Origin of the sequence: Wolbachia endosymbiont (group A) of Sicus ferrugineus, from assembly GCF_947251515.1 — a bacterium.
Taxonomy (GTDB): domain Bacteria; phylum Pseudomonadota; class Alphaproteobacteria; order Rickettsiales; family Anaplasmataceae; genus Wolbachia.
This window is the reverse complement of record NZ_OX366370.1, coordinates 700,516-725,710: the sequence shown is the minus strand read 5'-3', so window position 1 is coordinate 725,710 and position 25,195 is coordinate 700,516. Positions and strand designations below refer to the sequence as shown.

Sequence of the window (25,195 nt, the reverse complement as noted above, 5' to 3'; positions counted from 1 at the left end):
ATGGAAAAAGGCCATGCTAAAGTAAGTAAAATAGCGAGTTTTAGATGGCATTAAGATCAAAATTATTGGATGAAAAAATGAGCAAAAGAGATACTGAAGGAAGTAAGAAATAATGCGTATGTTGCAAAAAAACTAAATGCTGTAATTGCAGCAAAAAAGCACAGTATAACAGCTGTAGCAAAAATATGTTGCATTTCAAGAAAGGCAATTACTACATGGATAAAGCACATAAAATTTGGAAGAGAAGAAAAATTATTTGCTCCACCTCAACGCCGTAGAAAAACTATATTGAACCAAAGTCAACTTGAACAAATTGAGGTGTGGATAGAGGAAAACCCTAATATTACTATTAAAGAAGTGAGAATAAGAATCCAACAAAGATTTGGTTTGAATATCAGCAAGTCCACAATACATCGTAATATGCAAAGAATGAAATTCTCATATATCACACCAAGACCAGTGCATAACGGACAAGATAAAAATAAGCAAGAGGAGTTTAAAAAAAAATCTCAATGAAGTTATTGGCAAGTATCCAGAAAAAGAGCTATTTTTCTTTGATGAATCAAGGTTTGGCACACATTCGAAAGTTGGGCATGGATGGTTTAAAAAAGGCACTAGGACTCGGGTTAAAATAAAATTAGGTAGGCATAATTTTTATCTCTACAGTGCAGTTAATCCTAAAAATGGAGAGAGTTTTAGCTTATTTGCACTAAATGTTAACACTGATTGCATGAATGTATTTCTTGAGCAAATGTCGCAATATCTAGGGACAAGAGAAGCTGTTCTTGTTATGGACTGTGCTAGTTGGCATAAGTCAAAAAATTTAAAGGTAGCTAAAAATATTGAGATTATATACCTACCTCCATATTCACCTGAACTCAATCCTGTTGAGAGGCTTTGGTTATACATAAAACAGAACATTTTGCGCAATAAAATATACGATACAATTGCTCTGCTTTAGGGTGCTTTGTGCAAATTTATTACTTCTCTTGCCAGCTCCACAATTAAACAACTCTGCAATGCTTCTTATTTGGTGCTTTAATAATGAAAATTGGTATGAGTAAGTTTATACGGAACTTCTATATTCTGATCTGTAATACCGACAAAAGGATTTGGCACTTTTAATGCTGTTGAAAAAACATTACTCAACAATTGAGCAGTCTCTAATGGCATTTTCACTATATGCTTATCACACAACATTTGTGCTGCAATCACTGAGCTTTCATCTAATACAAAGATATTCATCTAGGCATCGAATTAGCTTAAGTTTTTGATTTCATCAGCTGTAAGACCAGTAGTTTGAGCTATAATATCAATAGAAATACCAGCTTTTAGCAAGTTTTTTGCAACTTCAATTTCTCTTTCTTTTCTCCCTTTTTCCTGGCCGATTTGGATGCCTTCTAGTCTACCTTTTTGAGTAGCATCATCGAGTTTTTGTTCTAAAACAGCCTTTTCTTTCTGTACACTTAATATTCTTTCTTCATATGCTATCAAATCTTTTTCATTCCAGCGAAACCTGTCTAATTCATCATATGCTAGCTTTATTATTGGGGCTTCTGCTGCTATCTTTTTCAGATCTTCTTCAGTTGTTTCTTCTGCGTATTTAAAAAAGAAACACCATCTCTCTGTAGTGTTCTCTAGCTGCTCTACTCTATTTTTTGTAAATTTAGGCAACTCAATAAAGACAAATTGTAGATCTTTTAAGTAATGACCATTGGTTTTAATATCACGTATATTATGAGTAGAAATATAGTCAACTTCTTCAGGCAGAAGGTTACAATTGGAAATAGCAATAAAGAAGACTTTCTGAAGATCAATGTAATTACCAGATTTATCTAATTGCCTTGAGTAAGCTTTAGCGGCATAAAGTTGAGCACGTTTTTCAAAGCCTTTATCACGAGCGAGCTGCATCTCAATAACAAATCTATTGCCAATAGAGTCTTTGCAAAGAACATCAACAATGCTTTGTTTGTCAGAAGCAATTTCAGGATCCATGATAGTACTGAGAAATTCAATTTCTTTTATTTGGTTATCACTAGAAAAGCCTAAGATATCGTTGAGGAAGTGAATTAGGATGTTTTTATTCTTTTCAGAGCCAAAGATTTTCTTAAAACTGAGGTCGTTTTTGGGATCGAGAAACTTCGAAAGAGCCATGAGAAAAAAAACTAAAAAGTACTAGTAATTATACACAATTGTGAAGGAATGTTCAACTTCTTTTATTTTTGTGTCTTATTTCGATCTTCAAAAGTATTCATCAAAAAAAGTGTTGTCCACACGCGGGCTTAGAATAGTATTTCATACTTCAGATGCTTTTTGATAATCTCCTCTATAAGTGCTTTAAAATCGTATTAAATGGATGCCATGAATTTAGCAGCTGTCATTTTTAATGCTTTTTTGGTGTGATCTCGTAATAGAAGCTAAAACTAACATCATGAGCCACCACAGCCTTTACATGCTTAGTATCAACATTTAGTGGAAAATTCATGTTAAAGCTGTCAGTGTGGACAAGAAGAAGGTATAAGGATAGGCTAGAAACCATGGTAGATATAATGATATATATTAATTTTCATGAAAAAAGTAACGGCTAGCACTAACCCTGCAAGATATAAAATAGCGCAAAATGTAAGGAATTGGAGGTTAAAAAGAAAATACACCCTAAAGGATTTAGTAGACAAAACAGGTATAAAATGTCATACGCTGCTAAGGTATGAACAAGGAATATGTGGCATTCCAATTAAAAAGTTAAAAGTCATAGCAAAAGCGTTATCAATCGATGTTAGGAATCTCTTTCCTAGACGAAAAGCGCTAGGAGAAAAACATTATTTTGATAAACAATGGATGTACAATTTTATAGAAAAATACACAAAAACAAGAGGTCGAGAATTACGCAAGGCAATTTATGCATTAACCCAATCTATTCGAGCTGAAGAGGAAAGTGATGTCAAAGCAGGATTTGCTAATGATATAATCTACCGAGCAACAGGCTTATCAGCTGATGAATATGAAAATAAAGAAGAAAAAAGTTCTAAGCATCGAAGCAAAAGACAAGAGATGAAAAAGTGGAGAATAATACAAGGGTATACGCAAGAGGAATTAGCGAAGGAGCTTGGTATAGGAGATCCACAGATACATTACTATGAACAAGGGAGCACCATGTTCGGTGAGAGGTTATGGGAAATAGGGGGAAATTATCAGTGAATGCTGAAGATCTGGTAACGGAAGAAGAATGCTATAAAGATAAGGATGGTTAAGGAGAAAAAGAGCTATTAAGTTGGGCGAGAGAGTCTAAAAAAATCAGTAATCAAGAATCACGAGATGAACTGGATGTATGGATAGAGTTTTTATTCCAAAGGAGACAAATTTATGAGGAAAAAATTAATAAAATCGAGGGAATTAAAGTCGCAAATAATTTAATTAGAATGGGTGTTTCTATTGATGTCATTTCCCAAATAACAGGCCTGACTGCTAAGGAATTTGCGTAATTTGATAGCAAAAATTTCATAACCTGCGTATTTTTTTTGGCAAAATATTCGTGTTGCTAGTGCATTTCGTTGAAAAAATAATATTTAAATAGAAATAGAAAGGTATTTAATAAATATATTAGTGGAGATCTTTGGAAACTTGTTTAGATTCTTCTTTTGCTGGCTCAACTGAAACATTTTCCAACTTTTCTGGCTCAGCTACCGTTTTGGATTTTGCTTTGCGTTGTGTGATAGCTTTCTTTAGTGTCTTGACTGCGATAAAATTGATACTGAAAACACATGCAGAAGTTATTGCAAGTGCTGGAAAAGGGGTCAAATTGAACATTGGTAAAATTGCTACAATCGTTCCAGCTGTGAGTAAAAATGCTAACTTCTTGCTTCCAATGATCTTGTTTTTCTTAGCTTTTATGGGATTCAGACTTTTTAGCTTACCTTTTAGCTTTTTGAGACCATTTTTGAACATTTTTCCCCTTTTTGAATCCTTCTCTATGTGTTTAGTTTTGAATACTTTTATTTTCCACTTGTTATCTTTTTCGATATTTTCTGCTTTAGAGGTTAATTCAACTTTTTTCTGCCATAGCGTAGGTTTCATCACAATTTCAGGGCTTAGCGGTTTCGGCTTATCGTTAGCTTCTTGAACTTTTTTATGTTTTTTTGGCAAAGCTATATTCTTTAAGCCCTTTTTCGCTTTTTTATATAAGTTCTTTATCTTGCTTGGCATTTTTACGTGAATTAAGATACGATATCGCAGAATTTATCTATTAATTCCTGGTTGTCCTCTATCATTGTATTTGCCTCTTGCTGCAGATATTTAATATTTTTGAATGTAATATTATCCATCTCAGCTGATGCTACTTTCAGTTGTGATTGTATTCTTATATATTTGTCGCCTATTACTTGATCGAGCTGATAGTTTATTGCATCTAAACTTGAAGCAAACATCACATGTAGTAGTGGTTTTATCCACCCTATTCTTCCAAATATCCTTGAATTAGCATACTTTATACTTCTATTTGTTCTTCCAGTACCTATTGATACCAGTACAATATCATCATTTGGAAACAACCTCTTGCCACTTGCATATGCACAAGCAGATGGATTATTGGCAAATACCCCGCCATCCACTAATACTCTGTCTGTCTGGTTAATTTTTAGACGTTTTGGTATGAAATACGTTGGTGCAGCTGTTGTAGCTCTGAGCGCGTCTTTTAGTTTAATAAAGTTTCTGTCTTCTCTCCAGCTTTTGAAGAAAAATGGGCAATTATTGTGAATGTCATAACTGGTAAGCAGTAGATTACTTGAAACATCAGCAATAGTACTTTTGCCGAAGTATTTATCGAGAATGAATTCTATGTTTTTATATGAGTATTGAGCTCCATTTAGCCAAGAAGCAATTGATCTTCTCCAGAATGATGATTCAAAGATATATGGTCCATACTTTTCGTAGAGTTCAACTAAATCGTTAGCTGAGTATTTTTGTGTACATAAACCTGCTGCAACAATCCCACCTGTTGAGGTTCCTGCCATAAGATCAAAGATTTCAGCAATCGGTTTCTTTGCTCTCTTTTCTATTTCTGCTAATATTATGGCTGGTATTATGCCTCTTATGCCTCCGCCGTCAACGGATAAGATATATTTAATCATTGTGGAATTTATTTGTGTTTGTGAATGGCTTCAAGTTCATTGACTTCTTCAGTGAGGTTTTTCACTCTCTCTTCAAGTCGATAGACTATTTCTATTAGTCCTTGGTTTTTTTCTATAAATTTATCATGGATGTGCACCCGTAAATCGAGCTTGGCCAGCCACCAGATTACTGCTACGGTTTGGATTAACATGGTAATAATTACCGTAATTGGGATTTTTTGATTTTGCATGTTTATATTGTCGATAATAGCTTATTTTTCGGATTTATTCTGATCCTCTGCTTCTGCAAGTAGCTTAATGATTTCCCTGTAAGGTTTATCTTTATTGTGCCTTGACCTTAATACAGCTACATCCCTTGGATTTTTTCCATCTTTATTTCTGATTGTAGGATTTGCACCTTTCTCCAATAAAAACCTTATGATTTCTAAATCTCCTCGATATGCAGCATTGTGAAGTGCTATACTTCCATACCCGTTGATAATATTTACATTAATTCCTTCGTCTATCAAAAACTTGACAACTTCTAAACATCCTCCTTCTGCAGCATAATGTAACGCAGTTAACATAGGCATGTGTGTATCAATGTCCAATAAATTTTTTACTGAGAATTTTACAGTCTCTAAGTTACAATTTTCAGATGCAATCCGCAGTATTGTTTCATAATTGTCTGTAGCTTTTGCTTTCGTATAGCAATAGGTAATATACTACCGTTGCTATAAACCACCAAAAGTGTAGCTTATTTCTTGCTCATGTTTAACACTTTTCTTAACATTGAACATTTATTTTACTGATTTTCGTTTAACATTTACTGATAGATGCTGATAATGCAGTTCGATAACCTGAACCATCTAACACATGTTCTGTTCTGTCAATTATCCATTCACCGTCTATATCTTGATGAAATTCTAATAAGCTAAGTTTCGCCTCTGCAAATAGTTCTGGATTACCAGGCATAGTGATATCCAACACTGCATTATTTCGCTTAAGTTGTTTTAACTTAGCATTTGCTGCACTTAGTGCTGATTCTACATTAGAGTAAAGCGTCTGTATAGTATAACTTGGACTACCAGAGCCAACTGTTTCTGATATAGTTTCACCTTTTTCATAGCTATGCCATTTTGCAATCACTGAGTTGTACCTGCTTACGGTAAAATGCACTTTCCAATTTATCGTGTCTTGTGGTGTAATAGTTGTTGTTCCTAGAACTTTTCCTGTTGCTGATTTTGCTTTGCCTTTTGGAATAAAGAGTATATATCCGCCAGCTAGTTTTGTGATTGCTTCGCGTTCTATTGCTATTTTGGTTAGCAAACTAATATCGCTTTCTTCAGTTTGATTAATATGTGAAATCAACACATTTTCAAATTCTTCTGCAACTCTGTACCCATATCCGTGTTTTTCTGCTATTTCCTTAACCAAGTTACCCAGAGTAATTTGATGCCATTCTTTAGATACCTTTTCTTTTAATGATAATCTTAAATTTGTTGTGTGAGCCTTTATTAGTAAGGTTTTAGGTGGACTCTGCACCGCAATTTCATTAACTGTATATATACCCATAGGTACTACTCCAGTTTCTCTGTAACCCAAAGCGATATTTAATTCATTCGGAACATTTAAGTTTTCATCCCTGTAATCAACATGTATTTCAACTATATCATCTATAGTTCCAGATTCATCGGTAAGGCGTAACGATATAACTCTATCTCTAATTGATTCACATTTATCTATTACAAAATCTGGCTGCATTTATTCCCACACCTTTAATTTTGACTTTTGTACTGTTTTCTGAATAGCAGAAAGCTTTATCTTTAATCCTACTGGCAAAAAGCTTCCATATTCTGCCAAACCTAAGTTCTCTGCTAGTGCTAATTCCACTACTCCATCCGTAAATCCGTAATGTTTCCAGCAAATCAGATCTAACATTTCTCCTTCTTTGGTTAAGTAATATATAGTCATCTATAGCTCTTCAAACTCAAGCTAAACTCAACTTTTCTTAGTAGTCCATTAGGTAAAAAATACATCTGCTTTTCTTCTAACCTAGTAATTACAAATTGTCCTAAAATATTACCTAGACTATCTACTAAAACATGTGGTTTTTCAGCTTCTTTCATACTCTTTAATTGATTTAAGCCATTAAAATTATGAAGATAAATCATTCCTTCTAAATCTATATTTTCTATACCTTGGCCGATATTTTGTAATAGTGGCGTATTTTCAATACACTCAATCGTGCTCCAACGATTTTCTCTGTTATACTTTAAACTTGTGGGAGCAAATTTATACGGACCAAGAGATAACATCAATAAAATGTCTCTACCGTATCAAATAAAACATCACGTGACTTTTCTCTTATCCTTTTTATTACTTCATCTGCAAGGCTACGGGTATCTTGATTTGGCTCTGCTTTAATGCTGATAGTGTAATTATTAGTGATGTTCTGAGTTTTATTTTGTTCTTTATTTGCAAATTTACTCCTTGCAAAGTTAGCAAGTATCTTATCGTTTTCTGTGGACTTTTTCTCCTCAATAAGGCTTTTGATTCTAAAGCTATTCTGATTTCTATTGGAAAATTCTTTAATTATACTGCTACCTAGCAAAGGATTTCCACTGTGGAAAATATTACTCTTTAGGGGAGTATGTACTGCTTTTATTTCAGTAACAATACTTTTTCTTTTTTCAAATTCTTTCAGTGGACTATTTTCAGAGATTTTTCCAAATATGCTACTAACTGTATTTCCTATCCATGAAAAAGCTTCTCCTATAGGTTTAATGAGTGATTTTATGTACTCCCAAAAGCTAGAGAAAAAGTCTTTTACCTTTTGCCAGTTAGTGATAACAAGAGCTGCACCAGTGACAAGACTTGCTATTAAAAGTCCAATTGGGTTACTCATTACAGCAAGCGTTACTGCTCTTAGCCCTGTTATTACTGCAGGAAAAACTGTAGCTGATAAAAATGAAAATGTTGCAATTATTTTTGCTCTTAACCCGAGAACTGTACTTGCTAAAAAAGTAAATCCATAACCTAAGCCCACTACTAAGATTTTCAAACTTATTAAAGCTGCTATAGTTCCCATGATTGCTGTAGTTAAGGTTGGATATTTTTCTGCAAATAAAGCTATGCTCCTAGTTTTTTCTTGTAAAAATTCGGCTATAGATTTTAAAGTAGGCAGCATTACTGAACCCAGATTCATACCAACTTCAGCTATTGCATTTCGAAGAAGTCGTAATTTATTGGCTGTAGTGTCTGCACGATTTTTAAATTCTTTTTGCAGAGAGCTTCCATACTTTTCTGTATTAGCCAATAACTTTATTGCATCTTTGTATTTATTAAAACTTCCAGCTAATAATGCAATATCATCTTGATATTCCTGACCGAAAAGTTTCATCAGGATTGTAGAGCGTTCCTGGTTATCCATTTTCTTTAGAGTTTGAAAAAAGTGAAGTAGTGCTTCTTCCCCGTTTTCACTGATCCTTTGTACCATTTCTTCTGCAGTTATGCCCATTTCTTCTAGTGCTGCCTTGAGCTCTTTTCCTTGACCTTCAGCAGTTTGAAGTTTGCTAAGTAGAGCATTGATTGCAGTTGCAGCTTTTGCTGGTTGTTTGCCTAAACTAATAAAAGTATTTACTAAGCTGCTTGTTTGTTCAAACTTTAATCCAAACTGCTTTGCAGTACCACCAACTATTGCTAGAGCTTCAACCATATCTCTTGCTTTAGCAGCAGTGTTATCTGACAAGTGGTTGATCACATTACCAACGTGCTCCATTTCACTAATATTAATTCCATAAACGTTAGAGAGTTTAGCTATGGAATCACCTGCTTGTTCTGCAGACATATCAAATGCTGTAGACATTTTTGCCACTGTTTCTGTGAACTGAAAAAGATCTTCTTTTTTGATACCAAGTTGACCACCGCTTGCAGCTATTTGTGCCAGTTCTGCGGCTGATAATGGTATAGTATGTGACATCTCTTTCAACTTCTTGGCAAATTTATCAGCTTCCTTTGTCTTTTCATCAAAATCAACTACTTTTGTAACATCAGCCATAGCCGATTCAAAATCAATAGCAACTTTAATTGGCGCTGCAAGCGTTAGCCCTAGTCCAATAGTCTCTATAATTTGTAACTTAAAATGTGCTTTACTTGCTAAAACATTTTGGTGACTACGTATTGCAGATCCAAGCTTACCATACTTACCTTTTAGTACTTCAATAGAAGAACCAAGTTTATATTGATCACTTACTAATGACTTAATATTTCTTCCACTTTTCCTTACTTCTTCATTGAATGAATGCAAGGCATCTCTCTTTTTCAAATATGCTTCTTTTGCTTTTATTGCTGATGCTTTAGCCTTATCAAACTCAGCTTTTAAAGTTTTGCTCGGTTTCTCTATCGCTTTCATTTGTTTAGCTAAAGATTTTACTTGATCTTCAAAGCCCTTCCATGATCTCCTGCTAGTCAAAACATCACTACCCAACTGCTTAAACTTTGATACTGATTTTAAAGATGAATCAAGCTTTCTTATATTCTCACCAAGACGAGTAAGTTGACTACTACTTCCTTTTATTACAGTATTAAAGCTACCATCTAAAACAGCTCCTATTTTTATAGATAAAGTTGACATTTTACTTTCCCCGCTGCTTCATGCCACAAGATAAAATCACTAATTTCCATATCAAGCAAAGGCTCAATTCCACTACCAATAATAGAACTAAGCGTGATTACTTCTGACCTCAAGTCTTTTGGATAATTGGTGAAAAAAAATCTTTTAATACTTCTTGCACTTTCACATAGTCTGCAATATCTAACTCTTCGATGGCTTCTTTTGCAACTGATGTCAGATTGGCAGTCAAAGTTACTTCCTTACTCAGATCACTACCATTAAGTCTCTCAATAGCAAGATAGTCTCTAACTTTTGGACGTCTAACGGTAAGTTCTGAAACAGAAATTCCATCAACTGTTATTGGGTTATTAAGTGTTATAGCTTCCATATTTCTCCTTAAAAAGTTAATTAAATAAAAGTCTGCTTGGCTTTTACATAACTAATTTTTTTATTATGATTGTGGTTCTATTACGCTTGTGCTTTATTGAAGTCCATTTTTCTAAATTTTTTCAATAAAAAAGTTTAAATATATTTAATGTCTACGCAGTATCTTTCTAGCCTTCTCGTAAATTGTATCTCTATGTCCTATTGTAACTATGGTTACTTCATATTTTGCAGTGTTGACATGATATATAGTACGGTAATCACCAACCCTTAGTCTTCTGCATCCCTTAAGACTATGGTGTAGCACTTCACCAAGATTAATAGGATCAGCTGTAAGCCGCTCTTTTATTGCACTTATAACCCTTGATCTTACTGTTTTCGGAAGACTTGGGAGATCTCTTTCGAGAGCACTGTCTAGGAAGATAATAGTGTATCCCAATCTACGTCCTCACTTTTAGTCTTTTTTGCACCTTCAATATCATACTCATCAGCAACTGCAGATAATAAAATGTCCTCCTCTTCAAGCTCAATTGCTTCCCTGATTAACCTTTCTGCCAGTTCTTGAGCAGGCTGCTTAGTGAGCTTGGCTAGTTCAGCAAGATGCTGTGAAGTTTCTTTGCTAAGAGCTACATTAGTTCCAAGATTTGCCATATACTTTACTAAAATCCACCACTATGATTATTTTATAATGTTTTTCTAAACTTTTCAATAAAAAAAGCGTTCAAAATATATGCTTTATATTTTAGCATTTTTGTTTAATTTTATCAACCATATCAAATCCCTAAAACCGTTTGTAGAAAGGCCATCTGATCAACACCATTTATCTTTCTAATCATATTTTCAGCGTCGATCTCTATCAGCTCATTACCACTTATAGTAAGTTTGTAATAATGAGCAGCTACAGTACACTTCAGCGTTGCTTTTTCAGCAGGTTTCCAGCTACCAAAATCAAATTCTTTGAATATGCCCCTTAAATTGATTATTACTGCTTCAATATCGTTACTACCACTCCCTTGCATTCCACCTCTGAGTGTCAAAGAAACTGAGTTTCCATTTATCAACCCAAATAGCCGAAAGAGCTCTGTATCATACTCAGCAAAAGTAAAATCTGCTTCAAGTTTCTCCATCCCCATATCGATATTTACTGGAATATCCATACCACCAGCTCTGTATTCTTCGGTTTTTATGGTAAGCTTCGGCAAGGTTATTTCATCTATTTTCCCTGCATAGCCTCTACCATCAACAAATACGTTAAAATTCCTCAGTATTTTGGGTAACACTTTGCTTTCTCCTAACTTATATTTACGAGATGAGATTTGAATGTTATTTGCTCAGCCGGATATGGTGGTGTAAATTCAAAGTCAAAATATACTTTTCCACTTGTAATATTTGCCGGTGTATTGAGTTCTGGTGTTGCATAACATTTTCCACTGATAATCGCTCCTTGAGCTTTTAAATTGGCCAAATAAGAATTCACCCCCTCAATCACATCATCTATATAAGTTTTGGTAATATTGCGATCAACTGCCCATAGATGAGCTCGAAGTAAACTATCATTAATTAAATCTGCAGTCCTTCTCACTGACAAAAAAGCCCATTGTGAGTCATTTGAACATGTTCTATTTCCCCAAAGCTTATATCCATTTTGATGAATTATCGTTGTTACTTCATTTTCATTTAAGTGGTTTGCTCGAGAGCTTCTATCGCCAAGGGTAAAATCAATAGGCCTACTTGTTCCAACAATACCGTTTATCTCTTTATTTGAAGGTGAGTGCCAAAATCCTTGCTCGCTATCTACTTTGGCTATCAAACCAGCTACAAGTGGGCTTGCCGGTTTTTCTTCTCCTTCAAAGACCTTAACCCATGGATCAACTAGGTAAACTCTTGAGCTGCCAATGCTCTTTCGCCATTTGACTGCTTCTTCATCATTAGTATTTGGTCCATCTGCAACTATTATAGCTCTTAATTTTTCTGCTATAGAAATTAATGCTGCAACCACTGGATTTTTGCCATCTTCAGCTTCTGGTAGTTGGTGAGTAAACTGAGGTGCAATTAGTATTCTTGGGGCAACATGAACTATGCTTTCACTACTGAGGAATGCTTGAATCCCTTGGTATTCTCCGCTTTCTTCATTCACTCCTCCAATAATATTTGCCGTTGTTTCTTCTTCTTTTACCTTTGTATCACTGTTTTCACTTTCTTCAACTCGAATAACCACTACTGTTGCACCAACCTGGGAAAATATTCCATTTACTGCGAAAGGGAGAGTTCCACTCTTTCCAAGTCTTGTTGCTTCTTTTAAGCTTCCCGCTATTAATACTGGTTTATTTAGTGGAAATTTTTGCCCATCTGCTTCAGGCGCAGTACCAATTACACCTATCACTGATGATTTAGCTGTACGTACTGTTTTTGCCCCTGAGGTTACCTCAATAACATTTATACCATGTAAAAATTCTTCTGACATTTTTTCTTTTTAACTTTCTTGCATTCTTTGTTTAAAATCGTTGAGCAAAGCCTCTAGCTCTCCTTCGCTTTTGGCTTCTGCAATTTTCTTCTTGGTCAAATCTTCAAGCTCTTCGCATTTCATTATCACTTTTACTGCTTTCTTTACTTTTTCCTCAATTATTCTTGCCATTTCAATAACCGTAATACCACGGACTTTTGCTAAAGGTTCTATAATTTCTGCATCTTTTTCATTCATAGATTCTGGTGCTGCTAGAATACTTTTTGCGGCTTTTTCTTGTATTTGATAAGATTTAGACTTTTGATGAGATACTCCTGTGTATTGGTTAGTATAGTTATCATAATAAGCACGAAGATTAGAAAGTGCAGAAAACTTCGCATTTTGCAGTAATTCCAATTCAATATCTTCTTGATTCCGCTGAGCAATTTTGCCTCCTTCTGTTAAACAATAGCTTTTTTGCCAATCAAAATCTTTTGGCGCTTCATACCAATTTTTACCTTTTGGCTTGCTTTCAAGTATTGTTGTTTCTACTTGTTTATCATTTTCAAATCTAATGTAGATAGACATTGTTTGTTACCTCCAAATCTCATGCGTGTTAGATAATCCAGGACATTGCCAAGCCCTTAGCGTTCTCTCTACATCTATCTCAAGCCCTGTAGTTAAAAAATTGCTCCGAAAGTTATAAATACTCCACCTCATAAACCAACTGTAATGGTGATAATCTGATGTGTAAAAATATGGCGATGCGTAAAATAAAATTGCTACTGTCTTATTTGCTGCCACAGTAATATTATTTGAACTACTAAATACTGCAGAATTAGTTGAGTAGTTGTAAATATTTGTCCAAGTTATTCCTGAGATTGCCGATTTATTAGTATTAACGTGACTAGGTGTTCCTACGAATAACCCTGCTCCTTCATATCCTGAACTCCAACGTGATGAACCACTAAAATGAAGCGTTCGTGTTTTATCGCTGTTTGTAGTGTTTTTTACAAATATTACTCCAAGTAGTGCATATGGGTAACTGTATTGATCTGAGCTGTGACTACGACGTAAAAATGCTTTTCTGTACAGAAATTTACCGTTACTTCCTTGTAAGAAGTACAACTGTGGTGGATGATAAAAACTAGAATACGTACAATCATAAGTATTACTACCTGCAAGGAGATGCAGCATATAGTCGGTTTTTGCTGTATCTTTATACCACTGCTCTAATTCTGTTTTGAAATAGCCATTATCATCAGACCAACCATAGTCATTATATCGATTAAGAATGCCGAACAGAAAAGGTAATGATTCAGGTTCAACCATATTGCGCTTTCTTATCTCTTTTATAATTGATGACCCATTTGGCACATCATTAATCGAGTTAAATTTAGTTGTAAGGGTTTTTAATTGTTCTTCTCTAGTTTTTATTTCTTTCATAACTGATGAACCAGTTGGTATATCGCTTATGGCTTTAAGGCTATTTAATGTGTTTCTTATGCTATTTAGATCTCCGGCATTATTGATGGTGGCAACATGTGAATCTTTTCTGCTATCAAGTAGTGATAAATTTGTAATTCCTTTTTCATCTATTTTCTTTAACGACTTTCCCTCCAATTCAGAGATTGCCGCTAATGCATTGTTTTTACTACTATCTAATTTATTTAAATGACTTGTGCTACTGTCAAGAAGCTCTTTTAATTTTGCATCAGTCATCTGTACAATATCAAGTACTGTACTTTGCCCAGCAATAGACTCTAGAGATTTTGCAAGATAGGCAAGTTGATCAGGGGTAGCATTTACAGATAGATCTTTCAGTCTCTGATGTAATGCATAAACTACTTCTTTGGCGATAGTCATCTGTTATTACTCCAAAAATTTAAAAAAGTTTCAAAATTCAGTCGTTCAAATGCTTTTTTAAGCTGATTGTGCTCATTTTCTCTTTTAGCGATATCTTCATCTATTTTCTTAATTGTAGTACGGATACGAACAACATCCTGCACAGCAATGTTTTCTGGATGAGGCAGTGGACATCCTCTGCTTGTTTTATCATCTGACATTCTTCTATGTAACAATGATTCGCAAATTTTTCACTTTTGGCCGATAAATAACCGTACCACTTAAAACTAATTTTATCCTTGTCTCATTGCCATTAAAATTTGATAGCACATGAGTTCTCTCCACCCAACTTTCCCCTATTGGTTTTCCTGATGTTAAATTTACTAATTGCCATCCTTTGGCGCTTTGTTCCACATATGATTTTACATCTGCAGTGCCAGGTATCAGCGCATCATATGTTATGGTAATCTTAGTGTTAGCCCCTGCTGTAATGCTTCTCGTTACATAATCTCCAGACTCTGAAAGATTACCTAGAACTAGCTGTAACCCAGGATATAGCACTGGACTTTTTTCTCGCCCTCCTTTTAGGCTTGCTTTTACCGTTAATTCTCCATTTATTCTTTCACGTAGCGCGAGCGGCAAATTATCAGACAAAAAGTTTTCTTTTCCCTCTTCATCTGTTAAGATAAATTCCACATTGGTATCAAATGCTACTTTTTCGACGTTCGTCAAAACAATTAAATCTGATACATTATTTGCAGTAATTTTACCAAGATCAATAACATGAGAATTTTCACTAAATTTTGCAGCTAGTAATCGAAACGTTAAATCTAAGTTCTGGTGTGGAGTCCACGTACTTGCGTTGCTTGATGAGAGTAATACTCCTACTTGATATGGCTGACTTGTTACCCACCTATTATTTACTGCATCATATTTACCAAGTTCTGCTATTTTTACTGCAGTATCTGCATCATCGGTAAGTAAAACTATTGTATATTCTCTGCCAGCTTCACACCAGACAGGAGAGCAAGTAATACGTGTTGCTGTACCATCTACCTTTATATCTTTTGGCTCAATATAGCTTTCAGCGATAACAGTTTGTGAGGGCATTCCCACTGCTGTTTCTCTAATCTGCACAACAACACGTTTTTTGCCTTTATTTGTGAACCATAGATCTATGCCTCCTATGTGCCTACTTTCATTTAGTGTAAATGTCTGGGCTAAAGGATCAACTCGTCTTGCTACGATAACTCTTCTTCTTTCTTCTATGGTAATAGTTTTTTTGCCAGTATAAGTTGTTTCTCCGTAGCTTCCTTTATCTCCATAAAACTGTACTAATTTAGTACCTGCTGGAATATTTGCTGGAATTTTTATCTTTCCCTTTAATTTTCCCTGGTTGTTAGCTGTTAACATCTTTTTTTACGCTGTAGGTTGAATAGTTATTCCGTCAAATTTTATCTCTCTAAGCTTCTCACCTGGCTCAAAACCTTCAATTTCAAAATTCTGTACTGCTTCTCTCATAAATTCAGCTTCGTATGAAGTACTTGACAGCAGCTCTGTTGTTTCCGTAATACTAAAAACTCTTGTCACTGGACTTTTCCAATTCGTAGTAACCTCCGTCCAGTGGTCAATATTTTTATTTATGGTAACTTTTGCGGTTACTCTATCAAAAGCTTGATACGGATTAATTTTTTCACTTTTAGTCTGTAAAAGCTGTTCCAATACCGGCTCAAGTTCATATGGTAAAAGATAAGGTTTTGTGCCCTTTTCAACATCAATAATTTCCACGTCTATAGGTAAAATTAATTCCTTGTTTACTATCGCTGCAGACTGCGAAATTCCTTGATCACGCATATCATCATCAAAGAATGGGTCAACAAATACTCCTTTTTTGGTGGTAGGTTCTCTTGAATTTGCATCACTACGTAAACGCTCCTGTGCAACCAGCGCATAAAGATCATTTATTCCTTTTTTCATTGCTTCAAGCTCATTCATTGGTACTGCGTGAATAGCATCATTCACTACTTTCACTTTTTGCCTTTTTTCCACGTCTGATGAATGTAGCAAAGCAAAAGTTGTCCGCTAGGTGCTTTTGGCATTGATGGTCGCCAAGGGTGAGCTATGCCTTTTATCCTTCTTATTGCGCCTTTTGCATCTATAGTAATTAAATCAAAGCGGGGCATTTTCCAGGTGTAATCAATCAAAACCAAGCTGTTATCAACTGCTCCTTTTACTTTGCATCCCTCTTCATTTATATCTTCAGGGCTTACATGAGTGCGACAGCGGTAGGTTATCAGGTAACTACTTCCAGGCGCAGGTTCTTTTCCTGGTAGTGACCAATCAACGTTTCCTGCGTTTATTTTGTAATCTATACTATTTTCGTAAATAACATTGCCTTGTTTAATTTGAATAATCTCAAGTACTGCAGAATCAGGTATCGGATCAACAGCTCCAGAGTATGAACCGTGAGTAACAGTAATGGTTTTTTGAACAGTGATATCTACTTTTTTAATTTCACTTATTGGAAAATCATTAACTTTTAGTTCCATTACTCTTTGGCTATTTGGCTGAAAAGTATGTGGTTCTGATTCAACTGATTTTATATTCGGATCTTGATCAAAAGAAACACGAATACTATGAGGTAACTCAATTTCATAACCATCAACATGAGCTTTTCCCTCATTAATCACAAATATTTCTCCACCTTTTTCGCCCCTTTGCAAAAACATTACTTCAAGGCCATTTACTACGTAAGATCCATTGGCCTCTTTGTCATAACGAGCAAGAGCAGTAGTTACTATATTTGCTTGTGGTGGCGGTGAATGTTCTATTAATACTCCATTTTCAATATTGTAAATTGGATAAAATTCTCCATTTACAGAAAAAGGGGAAGAAACACCTTCAGCTTGATAACCCCAAGTGATAGTAGCTCTAAGCCTTGCTGCCCCTACTTCTTGATAATTACGTGTACCAACCGCAGGATCACGAAGATTTTCATCCTCAAGTTCTGTAATGGTAGATTCTACATAATAAACACCTATACGAACTATAGTATTAAGAGGAATAACAAACTCTTCTTTTTCGACTTTTCTAACCGCTCCACGAAGATAGATTTTTCCTCCTTCAAGTGTAACTTTACCAGTTTCTCTATCTATAATACAATTGCTTCCTGTTATAACATCACCATCACGAAATATTGCATCGCCTATGCCTTTAAGCTTAGAGAGAGCATACTCCTGAGTCTCGTTTAGTTCTGCTGACTGTAGACCTCTTCCTGCCAGGAATAAGCTTTTTTCGTATTCTTTATCAGGATTAAAGCGGTTGTAATAGCTGCTTGAGGTCATTAATTAACCTCTGCCTTACAAGGTATTATCACCATAATCTCCTCTATTTTATCTGCATTAGTTGCTTTTATAACCCAATCACTTTCTAGCTGAGTTACGGTTACTTTATGGGTATTTCTATCCCAAACATTACTACCAAGTTTTATATCCACCTGACTTTCATCTGAGATCTTTGGTATGAGGTAAATACCGTTGTAACTTAAATCAATTTCTGGGTTTTTGATCTCAGCGGGAAAAGTAGGTTTAAACTTAAGCTCTGATGATCGTTTAAATCTTTGCCACTCTTCTTGATCAAACTCGCTTAACTTTACTGCCAGCATGTCATAATAGTACTTCAGTTTTGGCAGAGCTTTTACCTTATCGCAGAGCTCCTCGCCACCATCAAACGCAGTATAATCAAGATGAACAATTACATCAGAAACTTTCGTAGCATTTCGCAGTTTCAATATCCAATCAGATACCGCCCCCGTGCCTTCAAATGGTAAATAACGTTCATCATTGAAGTTTAATTCAAATAATCCACTATCTGCTTGGTTTCCTTTTGATATTGCTATCTGTTGACCTGTTTTCCAATTTACCCTTATTGACTCATTTGATTCATCACTTTCACCAAGTAATGATTTTATTGCCTCAATATCAGGTTTAAGTACCACTCTGTTGCTTATTTGCTGCAAGGTAGCATGAATGTCTTCATGAGCTGCTTTAATAGTAATTCTTATACTTTTAATCTTACGGCAATAATGACCTGGAAAATCAAGATCAAACATTTTTTCTGTTAATGAAAATTTACAACTTCCTTTAGTTTTTAAGTCATTAATTGCAATAGGGTTTAAAGGTATGGTCTTAGTAATTTCTAGAGCTCTTTTATTGTTATCAAGATACTCTTTAGCCATTTGCTCAAGAGCAAATTTTAAACTATGACCTGCAAGTAATCCTTCTTTTAAACTGTTCCAAGAGCTAGCTGTAACAAATACTCTATCGTTATTCAACTCATACTGATAAGTTTTTTCCACCTGTTTTACCATTTCTAAAGCCATCTTATAAGCTTGGAAATATATTATTGCTATTTGCCCTTTCATCCAGTCATAGAGCTCTTTACTTGTAAACTTACTTTCAAAGAATTCCCTTTTTTCCTGGTTTTGCTTGATTGACTCTTTATGTACTTTTAGTTCTTGTTCAGCAATGGCTTGATTAATTTTATTAGCTTCTATTGTATGGCTAATCTGCTTAGCATCACAGGTAGCTAACTTTTTCTGTAAATCCCAGTCTTCTGCACGTCTTTGGTAACTTGCTATGATATTGGATAACTCTGCACCTTCTTTCTTAATATCTGCTAAAGTAGTAAGAAATTCTGCTCCTGTCGCTACAGCAAAGCCAGGTTTAATACCACCAAAAGAAAAACCAAATATTGTCGGTGACCAATGTGCTAATGCTGCAGCCCCAAATATACCACAAGCTCCCTGTCTTGCTAAAGTTGCTAGAGAATACGCTAAAATGCCTTCTGTTTCATGACCTAAAAGTCCAGCATTGATTAAATTTTCGTAATGCGATCCGCGCTCCTCAGCATTGTTTAAACTCACATTTAGTGCATTCTGTTCTTTCTTTAAGGACTCTATGGTTTTTTCTTTAACTGATGAGATTAAGTTACTGATTATACTTTCTTGTTTGTTGTACAGAATAGTCAGTGACTCAGCATCTCTCTTTTCTAGAACATCAAGCAATTCTAAGCCAAACCGCATTACAGTTTCAACTATTGATTTTGCATAACTTACCACCTGGCTAAAGCGATAGTGTGGTAGTTGTATTTGTGGTAATTCTACAGAATAGCCTCCAGTTACTGCTGATAGTTGCTCAGGATTAAGCGGTGGCTGGAATAAAGGCGGTACTGCTTTTTTGCCTCCCATATCTAAACAATGTCTTATCTTGTATAAACGATCTTCAACTTTATTCCAAAGACCAATAAAGCTCTTGTTTTCAGGCGTGCAGAAGTAATTGCTGTATTTGATAAGATCATAAGCTTCATCAGATTGAACTGCGAGTTGTGATCCATCTGGTAGTTCTGTTTCCAGTTGCAATAAATCATGCTGTTTTAATTCATTGAAGGATTGAGGCTGAACTGAAAAATTTCCTTTTTTAATAGGTTTTGGGCCAAGTAAATCCCAAGCTCTGATATACAGCATCGTAGCTTGATTTAATGCTTCCCAAGATCCCTTAGCAAAGAGCATATCTCCCCAATCGATGAGATTGTTTACATAAGATATGATGATGTACTTTTCAAATGAAGTTACATGTTGTTTTGCAATGGTGTATGGGTCAAATGGATCAATTGCTAATTCTGTAGTAGTTTGCGTATCACTCAGTGATGCAACGATATTATCGCTATTATGCTCTTCAAAAGGCAAAAACTGCCATGCTTTATTATTGGTAGGGTTGAAGATATATGGATACCATTTTCTTGCTGTAGCAAAATCTTGCTCTTTGTGCAAATGCCAAGCAACCAGCATTGGAATGTGGAAGAATATCTCCCACAGATAAAGACCATAGGCACCACTGAATTCCAAAGCATCACTTGGACGCTCAATTACGCTATCTTGTGGCTTAAATCTCGCAAATAAAAGTTTTTCTTCATTTTTTGGACCTGATTGCGATTCTAAGGTTAAAATACTTTTTGGCCCACCAGCATAAGCTTTTTGACGTAAATAGCGAACATTGCCAGTGATGTTTAACCTCGTAAAAGAGAATTTTATATCTTTAAAGTTAGATTTTGGGGTTTCGCTAATATATTTAAACTCAAGCTTATTTTCACTTTTGTTTATCTTGTAAGTTGATTTCTCACTAATTGCAGGTAGATCGTAATCTTTGGGTAAAACCAAAAACGACTCACGAATATTTTCACGCTCTAAGTTACCTTCAACAATAAGCCATCCAGGTTTATTGATTACTTGTTGCGATAGGGATTTTTTAAAATTACCTAATAATGCTAATTGTTTTGAGGGATCGTTTTCATATAAAAGTTTAGCATTACCTTCTTTATTGGTAATATTGGTCTCAAAGATGTTTTTAGTTTCCCCAAAAAGAAGCTTATCGTCATAGTTAATTGCATCATAAGATGGATGTTGAAATTTATTTAACCGTATTTCACATTTTAATATGTTACCACGTATATCATTACCAAAAAACGTTACTTTGTTATCTTGAATAGAGTGGACAACATGACTTACACCAGTAGTAGTCATAGATGTCCATTTGTTAGTTTCGTCATCATAGATATTGATTTGTTGAGAAGCTCCATCACCTGCAAAGAAAATAGCCCTTTTGCCTACTACTACTGTTGACACATCACCTACTGCCCTATTAGCTTCATGAGTTTTCCATTCTCCTTTTTCACTATCGTAAATATCTATTTTTGCAGAATAACGACCTCTTTCAGGAATGTAACCACCAAAGAAAATAGCCTTCTTTCCTACTACTACTACTGCTGGAACCAAACGTGCTTCACTAGAAGTATGAGTTGACCATCTTCCTGCTTCATCATCATAAATATCTATTTGTAATGAGTACTGATCATTACCTTTATTTCCCCCAAAGAGAATAGCTTTCTTACCTAACACTGGTACTGTTGTCTTTTCAAGGTATCGAGCTTCACTAGTGGTATGAGTTGTCCATATTCCTGTTTTATCATCATAAATATCTATTTTTCCAAAGCATTCTTCACCTACACCACCAAAGAAAATGACCTTTTTGTCTATTACTGCTACTCCTGGATATAATCGTGCTTCACTAGCAGTATGAGACGTCCATTTTTTGGTTTTATCATCATAAATATCTATTTTTGCAGAGTATCGGTTTGGGCTCTCTTTATAACCACCAAAAAAAATAGCCTTCTTTCCTACTACCGCTACCTTTGCAGATTGTCTAGCTTCACTAGCGGTGTGAGTTGTCCAATTTCCCGTTTCATCGTCGTAGATATCTATCTTTGAAGAGAATTCAGTCAGATCGTAGGTGTCTCTCTCTGAAGAGGATTTACTTTTTATGCTGCCCCAAAAGAAAATAGCCCTCTTTCCTACTACTGCCACTGCTACTTCACTGCGTGATTCTACAGTGGGATGAGTTGTCCAGGTTTCATTGTCATTATCATAAATATCAACTTGAGAAGAATATTGAAAATCAGGATAGCCACGAACCATACTTCTAAAAAAAAGAACTCTATTGCCAACCACAACACTGTGTGTGTCAGGAAGTTTTTTGTTTAAATTGATAGTACGAGTCTCATAAGTAAGGCTATTAATAAATATTCCCTTCTGGTTTTCACTAGCAACTAAATCTTCATCAAGAGTAAATAGATTAGATAAACTTACACTATCAAACTTTGTTTTGCCGATAACAATTACTATCCGTTTTTCTTTTCCGTTCTCTTCTTGAAGGTAAAAAGCTGCCACTTTCTTCCAGTATAATTTTTTTGCTTCATCAACTGGATCTATTTTAATATCACTTGCAAGCTTCTGTGGTGCTGTCCAACTTCCGCTTGGTTTTTGAAAGATGTAATTAATCGTTGCATCGATTCTTTTTTCGTTATCTTTCCATTTTTCAATTTGTTGCACCCAAAATATAAATAATCTGTTGAATGCATGTATTGGCGTCACCGTTTCAACTGAAATCGATGCTTCTATTTTCTCCCATGCAGTCCAGTAAAGTATCTTTTGGTTTTCTTCATCAAATATTGCTGTGCGGTAATAATAATCATAGGGTTGTGCAAGGGTGCGACCAATAACATATAAAGTATTTTTTCCTTCTACTTTTTCATAACAACTATCAACTATTTTTAAACTAGTTACTTGTTCAAAATCTTCAAAATACTTCATGTATGCATCACTTACTCCTTCATCGGTGATATTTCCTTGCATGAGCGTGTTTTGTAGTTTCTTATACTCTGGAGTAACAATTTTACGTAAAGTTGGATTTAAGTAATTTTCTGGATATAATTTTATCTTATTACTTGCTTCCCATTCACGATAGCTAGACAACCATTTCCATTTTTCTTCAGTGAATTTCTCATCAACCTTTACACCCTCTTCTATCTTCATCATAGCGCGATGAATGTAAAGTTGGACACTATTTAGTGCTGCTTTAATCGGCGAAATCTTTGAACATTCACTCATTTCAACATCGATCAATAAAAACCCATAAAGATCTCTCATATTTTTCAGATTCGGATTAGTATGTATCATGTACCTTGCGAGAATATCCCGCTTTTCTCTTGCTAAATATCCTTCGTCTTTTTCAGTGATCAGTTCTAAATCTTTTTCAGTATCGGTATATTTTTTCCATCCTTCACTTGCTTTTAAATTGTATAAATCCTGAAGCTTCAGTAGAACTTTGACATTGATTCCAGCTATATCCATAAGAGATTTTATCTTCATTAAAGAATTCACCGAATCTTGCTTGCCAAAACATTGCTTAAATATTTTGACTTTTTTAATAGCTTCGAGTGTATCTTTACTCCAACCAGTTAGCTGAGCCATTTTCTCTGTTACTTTATCACTGCTGTAGTCATTGCCGTATAACCAGCTTATGTATTCTGGTAGCGTAGAATATAATCCCTTTAGTGTTTTATAGTTTGCTAAAGTCTTGATTTGCTCAATTGACCATTTTTCTTGTCCTCTATAGGCACTTTTGTAACTTGTAATACCCTCTGCTTCAAACTTTAGCGTTGTAAATACATCTATGTTATGAATGAGCTTTTCTAAAAATCCTTTGTCTAAAAATGGTTGTGGATTGTTTGAATCAGCAGTAAACGTATAAATAGCATCGAGTATCTCAGGTTGAATATTACCTATGCTCTTATATACTTCATTATAGAAACTCTGCAGATCTTTTATCCCTTGTACTGAATTGTGCAATTGTTTCGCAAGTTGCTTACTTGAAGCAGGATCAATCAGTCTGCGTATTTGCTCTGTCGTAATTGAATGCTTCTTTAACCAATCATTAAATTCAACCACATTTTCCAGATTTATTCCTTCTACGCTTAATTGTGATAAGAGCTCTGCTATTGGTATGTTTACTAATCTTGCAAGCAGAACTTGTTTATATACTTTTAAAATTTTTTCTCCGAATACCTCTTGATCATTGTGGTAGTTAATCAAAGCAGTTAATTCATTACTGTTTACTTCTAAAATATTTTGCAATGCGCTATAATTACTTGCTGTAGCAGCTAAATCTTTGAGGTTTTTTTGACTTAAAAGTGCTTTAAATTCTGGTAGACTGTCAATTTTACTCGATATACTCTCTGGTAAACTATCAGCATACAATGCAAATATCTTAGCTAAAGGTTGCTTAAATCTTTCTTGTAGATTTTTAATCTTTGCTATTTTTTTCTGATCAATTTTACTCCCATTTAGTGCTTGAGTTAATTCAGCAAATGACCAATTAAGTTTGTTTGCTAAACGAATGAAGCGATGTAGAAAGCTCAGTGCTTGATTATCAAGATTATTTATAGTTTGTTCTGTAATAGTAAGTTTTTTTGCACCTTTATAGCTATCAAGCAACGGTTGAAGCTTATCGTGATCTATACCTGTTTGTGCAATGAATTTATCAACATTTTTCAATTGATCTATTTTCCCGTCTTTTATTCCATATACCTCTTTTAAATAAGCTTCTGTTTCATTATCAGACGTAATTACTTCATGCTCTTCTGGGGAAAGGCTTAAAAATTCTGCATCAGTGTCAGCATTTGCAATGAGTATTTTATATATCTCTGCTAAGCTTGTCTTATGCTTCTTAAGATAAGCACGTATACTCATTAGTGGAAAATTTGCTGGAAGGTTAAAAGGATATTTGGCAGTTGCAAGTTTACTTAGAACATCATCTCCAAGATCATGCTTTAGCTTTTCCTCCATTATCTCATTTACGATTTCAAGATATAACTTCTCTTTGTTAGTATTATTGCAATCTAGTTTTATGCAGTAGAGATCTGGACGACGTTTTTCAAGTGATTTAGTTGGTTGTGTTGTGATATATTTACCAACTATTTCCAATAACTTAACCAGATAAGCTGCAGGACTTAGTACTGATTGGCAACTTTCACACTGATTGTAATCATCAGTATTAAAGATTTTTGGTATATGCATGTTTTCCCCTATAAATTTTAATGTATGTTGCAGCAGCGTTGAGCTCGATAATGAGGCTCAGAAATTTCCTTAGCATTTGCTACATAAACTGAGATAAACTTTTTCCTGGCCACAGCTTTTTGATAGATATCCCGTGCTGTGCTTTCTAAAAATGTATCTTTTACTGCTTCAACAAACCTATCTTCAGATAAGTCAGTAATCTTAAACGCTGAGTCATATAGAAAATTTCCGTTATCTTTAAAACTCAGTAGCTGCTCAGCAGTGGAATCATCAAGTCCTATCTTCTGCAAACGAGTAAGCGCATCTTTTGTCATTTCTTTTTTTCCTTTCAT

Annotated in this window: 20 protein-coding genes and 4 pseudogenes; 2 read left to right on the top strand and 22 right to left on the bottom strand. The window is 34.9% G+C overall.

All coding sequences use genetic code 11. The annotated features are described in order from the left end of the window. Window positions 1-44: 44 nt before the first annotated feature. Window positions 45-1,042 (top strand): annotated as a pseudogene (locus OPR24_RS03760) (IS630 family transposase). Between the two features lie 8 nt (window positions 1,043-1,050). Here the strand turns inward: OPR24_RS03760 and OPR24_RS03755 are convergent. Both OPR24_RS03755 and OPR24_RS03750 read right to left on the bottom strand, forming a co-directional pair. Then, window positions 1,051-1,245, bottom strand: a pseudogene (locus OPR24_RS03755) (pyrimidine dimer DNA glycosylase/endonuclease V); the annotation flags it as partial. Window positions 1,246-1,257: 12 nt separating this feature from the next. Then, window positions 1,258-2,154 carry an Rpn family recombination-promoting nuclease/putative transposase gene (locus OPR24_RS03750; protein ID WP_265032668.1) on the bottom strand — a complete coding sequence of 299 codons (897 nt, stop codon included), beginning with the start codon at window positions 2,152-2,154 and terminating at the stop codon, window positions 1,258-1,260. 414 nt (window positions 2,155-2,568) lie between these two features. On the opposite strand from OPR24_RS03750, the gene OPR24_RS03745 reads away from it, so the two are divergent. Further along, window positions 2,569-3,198 carry a helix-turn-helix transcriptional regulator gene (locus tag OPR24_RS03745; protein ID WP_265032666.1) on the top strand — a complete coding sequence of 210 codons (630 nt, stop codon included), beginning with the start codon at window positions 2,569-2,571 and terminating at the stop codon, window positions 3,196-3,198. A gap of 402 nt (window positions 3,199-3,600) precedes the next feature. Here the strand turns inward: OPR24_RS03745 and OPR24_RS03740 are convergent, their stop codons facing one another. The 20 genes and pseudogenes from OPR24_RS03740 to OPR24_RS03645 all read right to left on the bottom strand — a co-directional run bounded on the left by OPR24_RS03740 (window position 3,601) and on the right by OPR24_RS03645 (window position 25,195). After that, on the bottom strand, window positions 3,601-4,203 hold the full coding sequence (locus tag OPR24_RS03740; protein WP_265032663.1) for a hypothetical protein: 603 nt from the start codon (window positions 4,201-4,203) through the stop codon (window positions 3,601-3,603). Between the two features lie 11 nt (window positions 4,204-4,214). Beyond that, the gene (locus tag OPR24_RS03735) at window positions 4,215-5,126 is read right to left on the bottom strand and encodes a patatin-like phospholipase family protein (protein WP_265032662.1); all 912 of its coding nucleotides are present in this window, start codon (window positions 5,124-5,126) and stop codon (window positions 4,215-4,217) included. An 8-nt stretch (window positions 5,127-5,134) separates the two neighbouring features. After that, window positions 5,135-5,356 (bottom strand): hypothetical protein, encoded by a 222-nt coding sequence (locus OPR24_RS03730; protein WP_265032659.1) that lies wholly within the window; start codon window positions 5,354-5,356, stop codon window positions 5,135-5,137. A gap of 21 nt (window positions 5,357-5,377) precedes the next feature. Then, window positions 5,378-5,843 (bottom strand): annotated as a pseudogene (locus OPR24_RS03725) (ankyrin repeat domain-containing protein). An 81-nt stretch (window positions 5,844-5,924) separates the two neighbouring features. Next, on the bottom strand, window positions 5,925-6,869 hold the full coding sequence (locus tag OPR24_RS03720) for a contractile injection system protein, VgrG/Pvc8 family (RefSeq protein ID WP_265032657.1): 945 nt from the start codon (window positions 6,867-6,869) through the stop codon (window positions 5,925-5,927). Continuing rightward, entirely contained in the window at window positions 6,870-7,079 is a 210-nt protein-coding gene (locus OPR24_RS03715) for a tail protein X (protein ID WP_265032656.1), read from the bottom strand. Then, on the bottom strand, window positions 7,076-7,423 hold the full coding sequence (locus OPR24_RS03710; RefSeq protein WP_265033996.1) for a phage tail protein: 348 nt from the start codon (window positions 7,421-7,423) through the stop codon (window positions 7,076-7,078). Before OPR24_RS03710 ends, OPR24_RS03715 begins: the two co-directional genes overlap by 4 nt. After that, window positions 7,423-9,741 carry a phage tail tape measure protein gene (locus OPR24_RS03705; protein WP_265032654.1) on the bottom strand — a complete coding sequence of 773 codons (2,319 nt, stop codon included), beginning with the start codon at window positions 9,739-9,741 and terminating at the stop codon, window positions 7,423-7,425. The genes OPR24_RS03710 and OPR24_RS03705 overlap by 1 nt, the downstream gene beginning before the upstream one ends. Before the next feature lie 109 nt (window positions 9,742-9,850). After that, on the bottom strand, window positions 9,851-10,108 hold the full coding sequence (locus OPR24_RS03700; RefSeq protein WP_265032652.1) for a phage tail assembly protein: 258 nt from the start codon (window positions 10,106-10,108) through the stop codon (window positions 9,851-9,853). Between the two features lie 144 nt (window positions 10,109-10,252). Further along, complete coding sequence (locus tag OPR24_RS03695; RefSeq protein WP_265032650.1) at window positions 10,253-10,543, bottom strand: type II toxin-antitoxin system RelE family toxin; 291 nt, start codon at window positions 10,541-10,543, stop codon at window positions 10,253-10,255. Further along, on the bottom strand, window positions 10,519-10,755 hold the full coding sequence (locus OPR24_RS03690) for a hypothetical protein (RefSeq protein WP_065095399.1): 237 nt from the start codon (window positions 10,753-10,755) through the stop codon (window positions 10,519-10,521). Before OPR24_RS03690 ends, OPR24_RS03695 begins: the two co-directional genes overlap by 25 nt. A 122-nt stretch (window positions 10,756-10,877) precedes the next feature. Continuing rightward, the gene (locus tag OPR24_RS03685) at window positions 10,878-11,384 is read right to left on the bottom strand and encodes a phage major tail tube protein (protein WP_265032649.1); all 507 of its coding nucleotides are present in this window, start codon (window positions 11,382-11,384) and stop codon (window positions 10,878-10,880) included. A gap of 11 nt (window positions 11,385-11,395) precedes the next feature. After that, window positions 11,396-12,568: a phage tail sheath subtilisin-like domain-containing protein gene (locus OPR24_RS03680; RefSeq protein WP_265032648.1), complete on the bottom strand. Its 1,173-nt coding sequence runs from the start codon at window positions 12,566-12,568 to the stop codon at window positions 11,396-11,398. Between the two features lie 9 nt (window positions 12,569-12,577). Then, a complete protein-coding gene (locus tag OPR24_RS03675; protein ID WP_265032647.1) occupies window positions 12,578-13,135 on the bottom strand; it encodes a hypothetical protein in 558 nt (185 codons plus the stop codon). 6 nt (window positions 13,136-13,141) lie between these two features. Next, the gene (locus tag OPR24_RS03670; protein ID WP_265032646.1) at window positions 13,142-14,413 is read right to left on the bottom strand and encodes a hypothetical protein; all 1,272 of its coding nucleotides are present in this window, start codon (window positions 14,411-14,413) and stop codon (window positions 13,142-13,144) included. Beyond that, window positions 14,410-14,613 (bottom strand): hypothetical protein, encoded by a 204-nt coding sequence (locus tag OPR24_RS03665; RefSeq protein ID WP_265032645.1) that lies wholly within the window; start codon window positions 14,611-14,613, stop codon window positions 14,410-14,412. The genes OPR24_RS03670 and OPR24_RS03665 overlap by 4 nt, the downstream gene beginning before the upstream one ends. Window positions 14,614-14,617: 4 nt before the next feature. Beyond that, window positions 14,618-15,805, bottom strand: coding sequence for a hypothetical protein (locus tag OPR24_RS03660; protein ID WP_265032644.1), 1,188 nt, complete (start codon window positions 15,803-15,805; stop codon window positions 14,618-14,620). A 6-nt stretch (window positions 15,806-15,811) separates the two neighbouring features. Beyond that, window positions 15,812-17,736 (bottom strand): annotated as a pseudogene (locus tag OPR24_RS03655) (DUF4815 domain-containing protein). Further along, window positions 17,736-24,863, bottom strand: a complete 7,128-nt coding sequence (locus tag OPR24_RS03650; RefSeq protein ID WP_265032643.1) for a Tc toxin subunit A-related protein — start codon at window positions 24,861-24,863, stop codon at window positions 17,736-17,738. Before OPR24_RS03650 ends, OPR24_RS03655 begins: the two are co-directional and overlap by 1 nt. Window positions 24,864-24,880: 17 nt before the next feature. After that, on the bottom strand, window positions 24,881-25,195 hold the full coding sequence (locus tag OPR24_RS03645) for a hypothetical protein (RefSeq protein ID WP_265032642.1): 315 nt from the start codon (window positions 25,193-25,195) through the stop codon (window positions 24,881-24,883).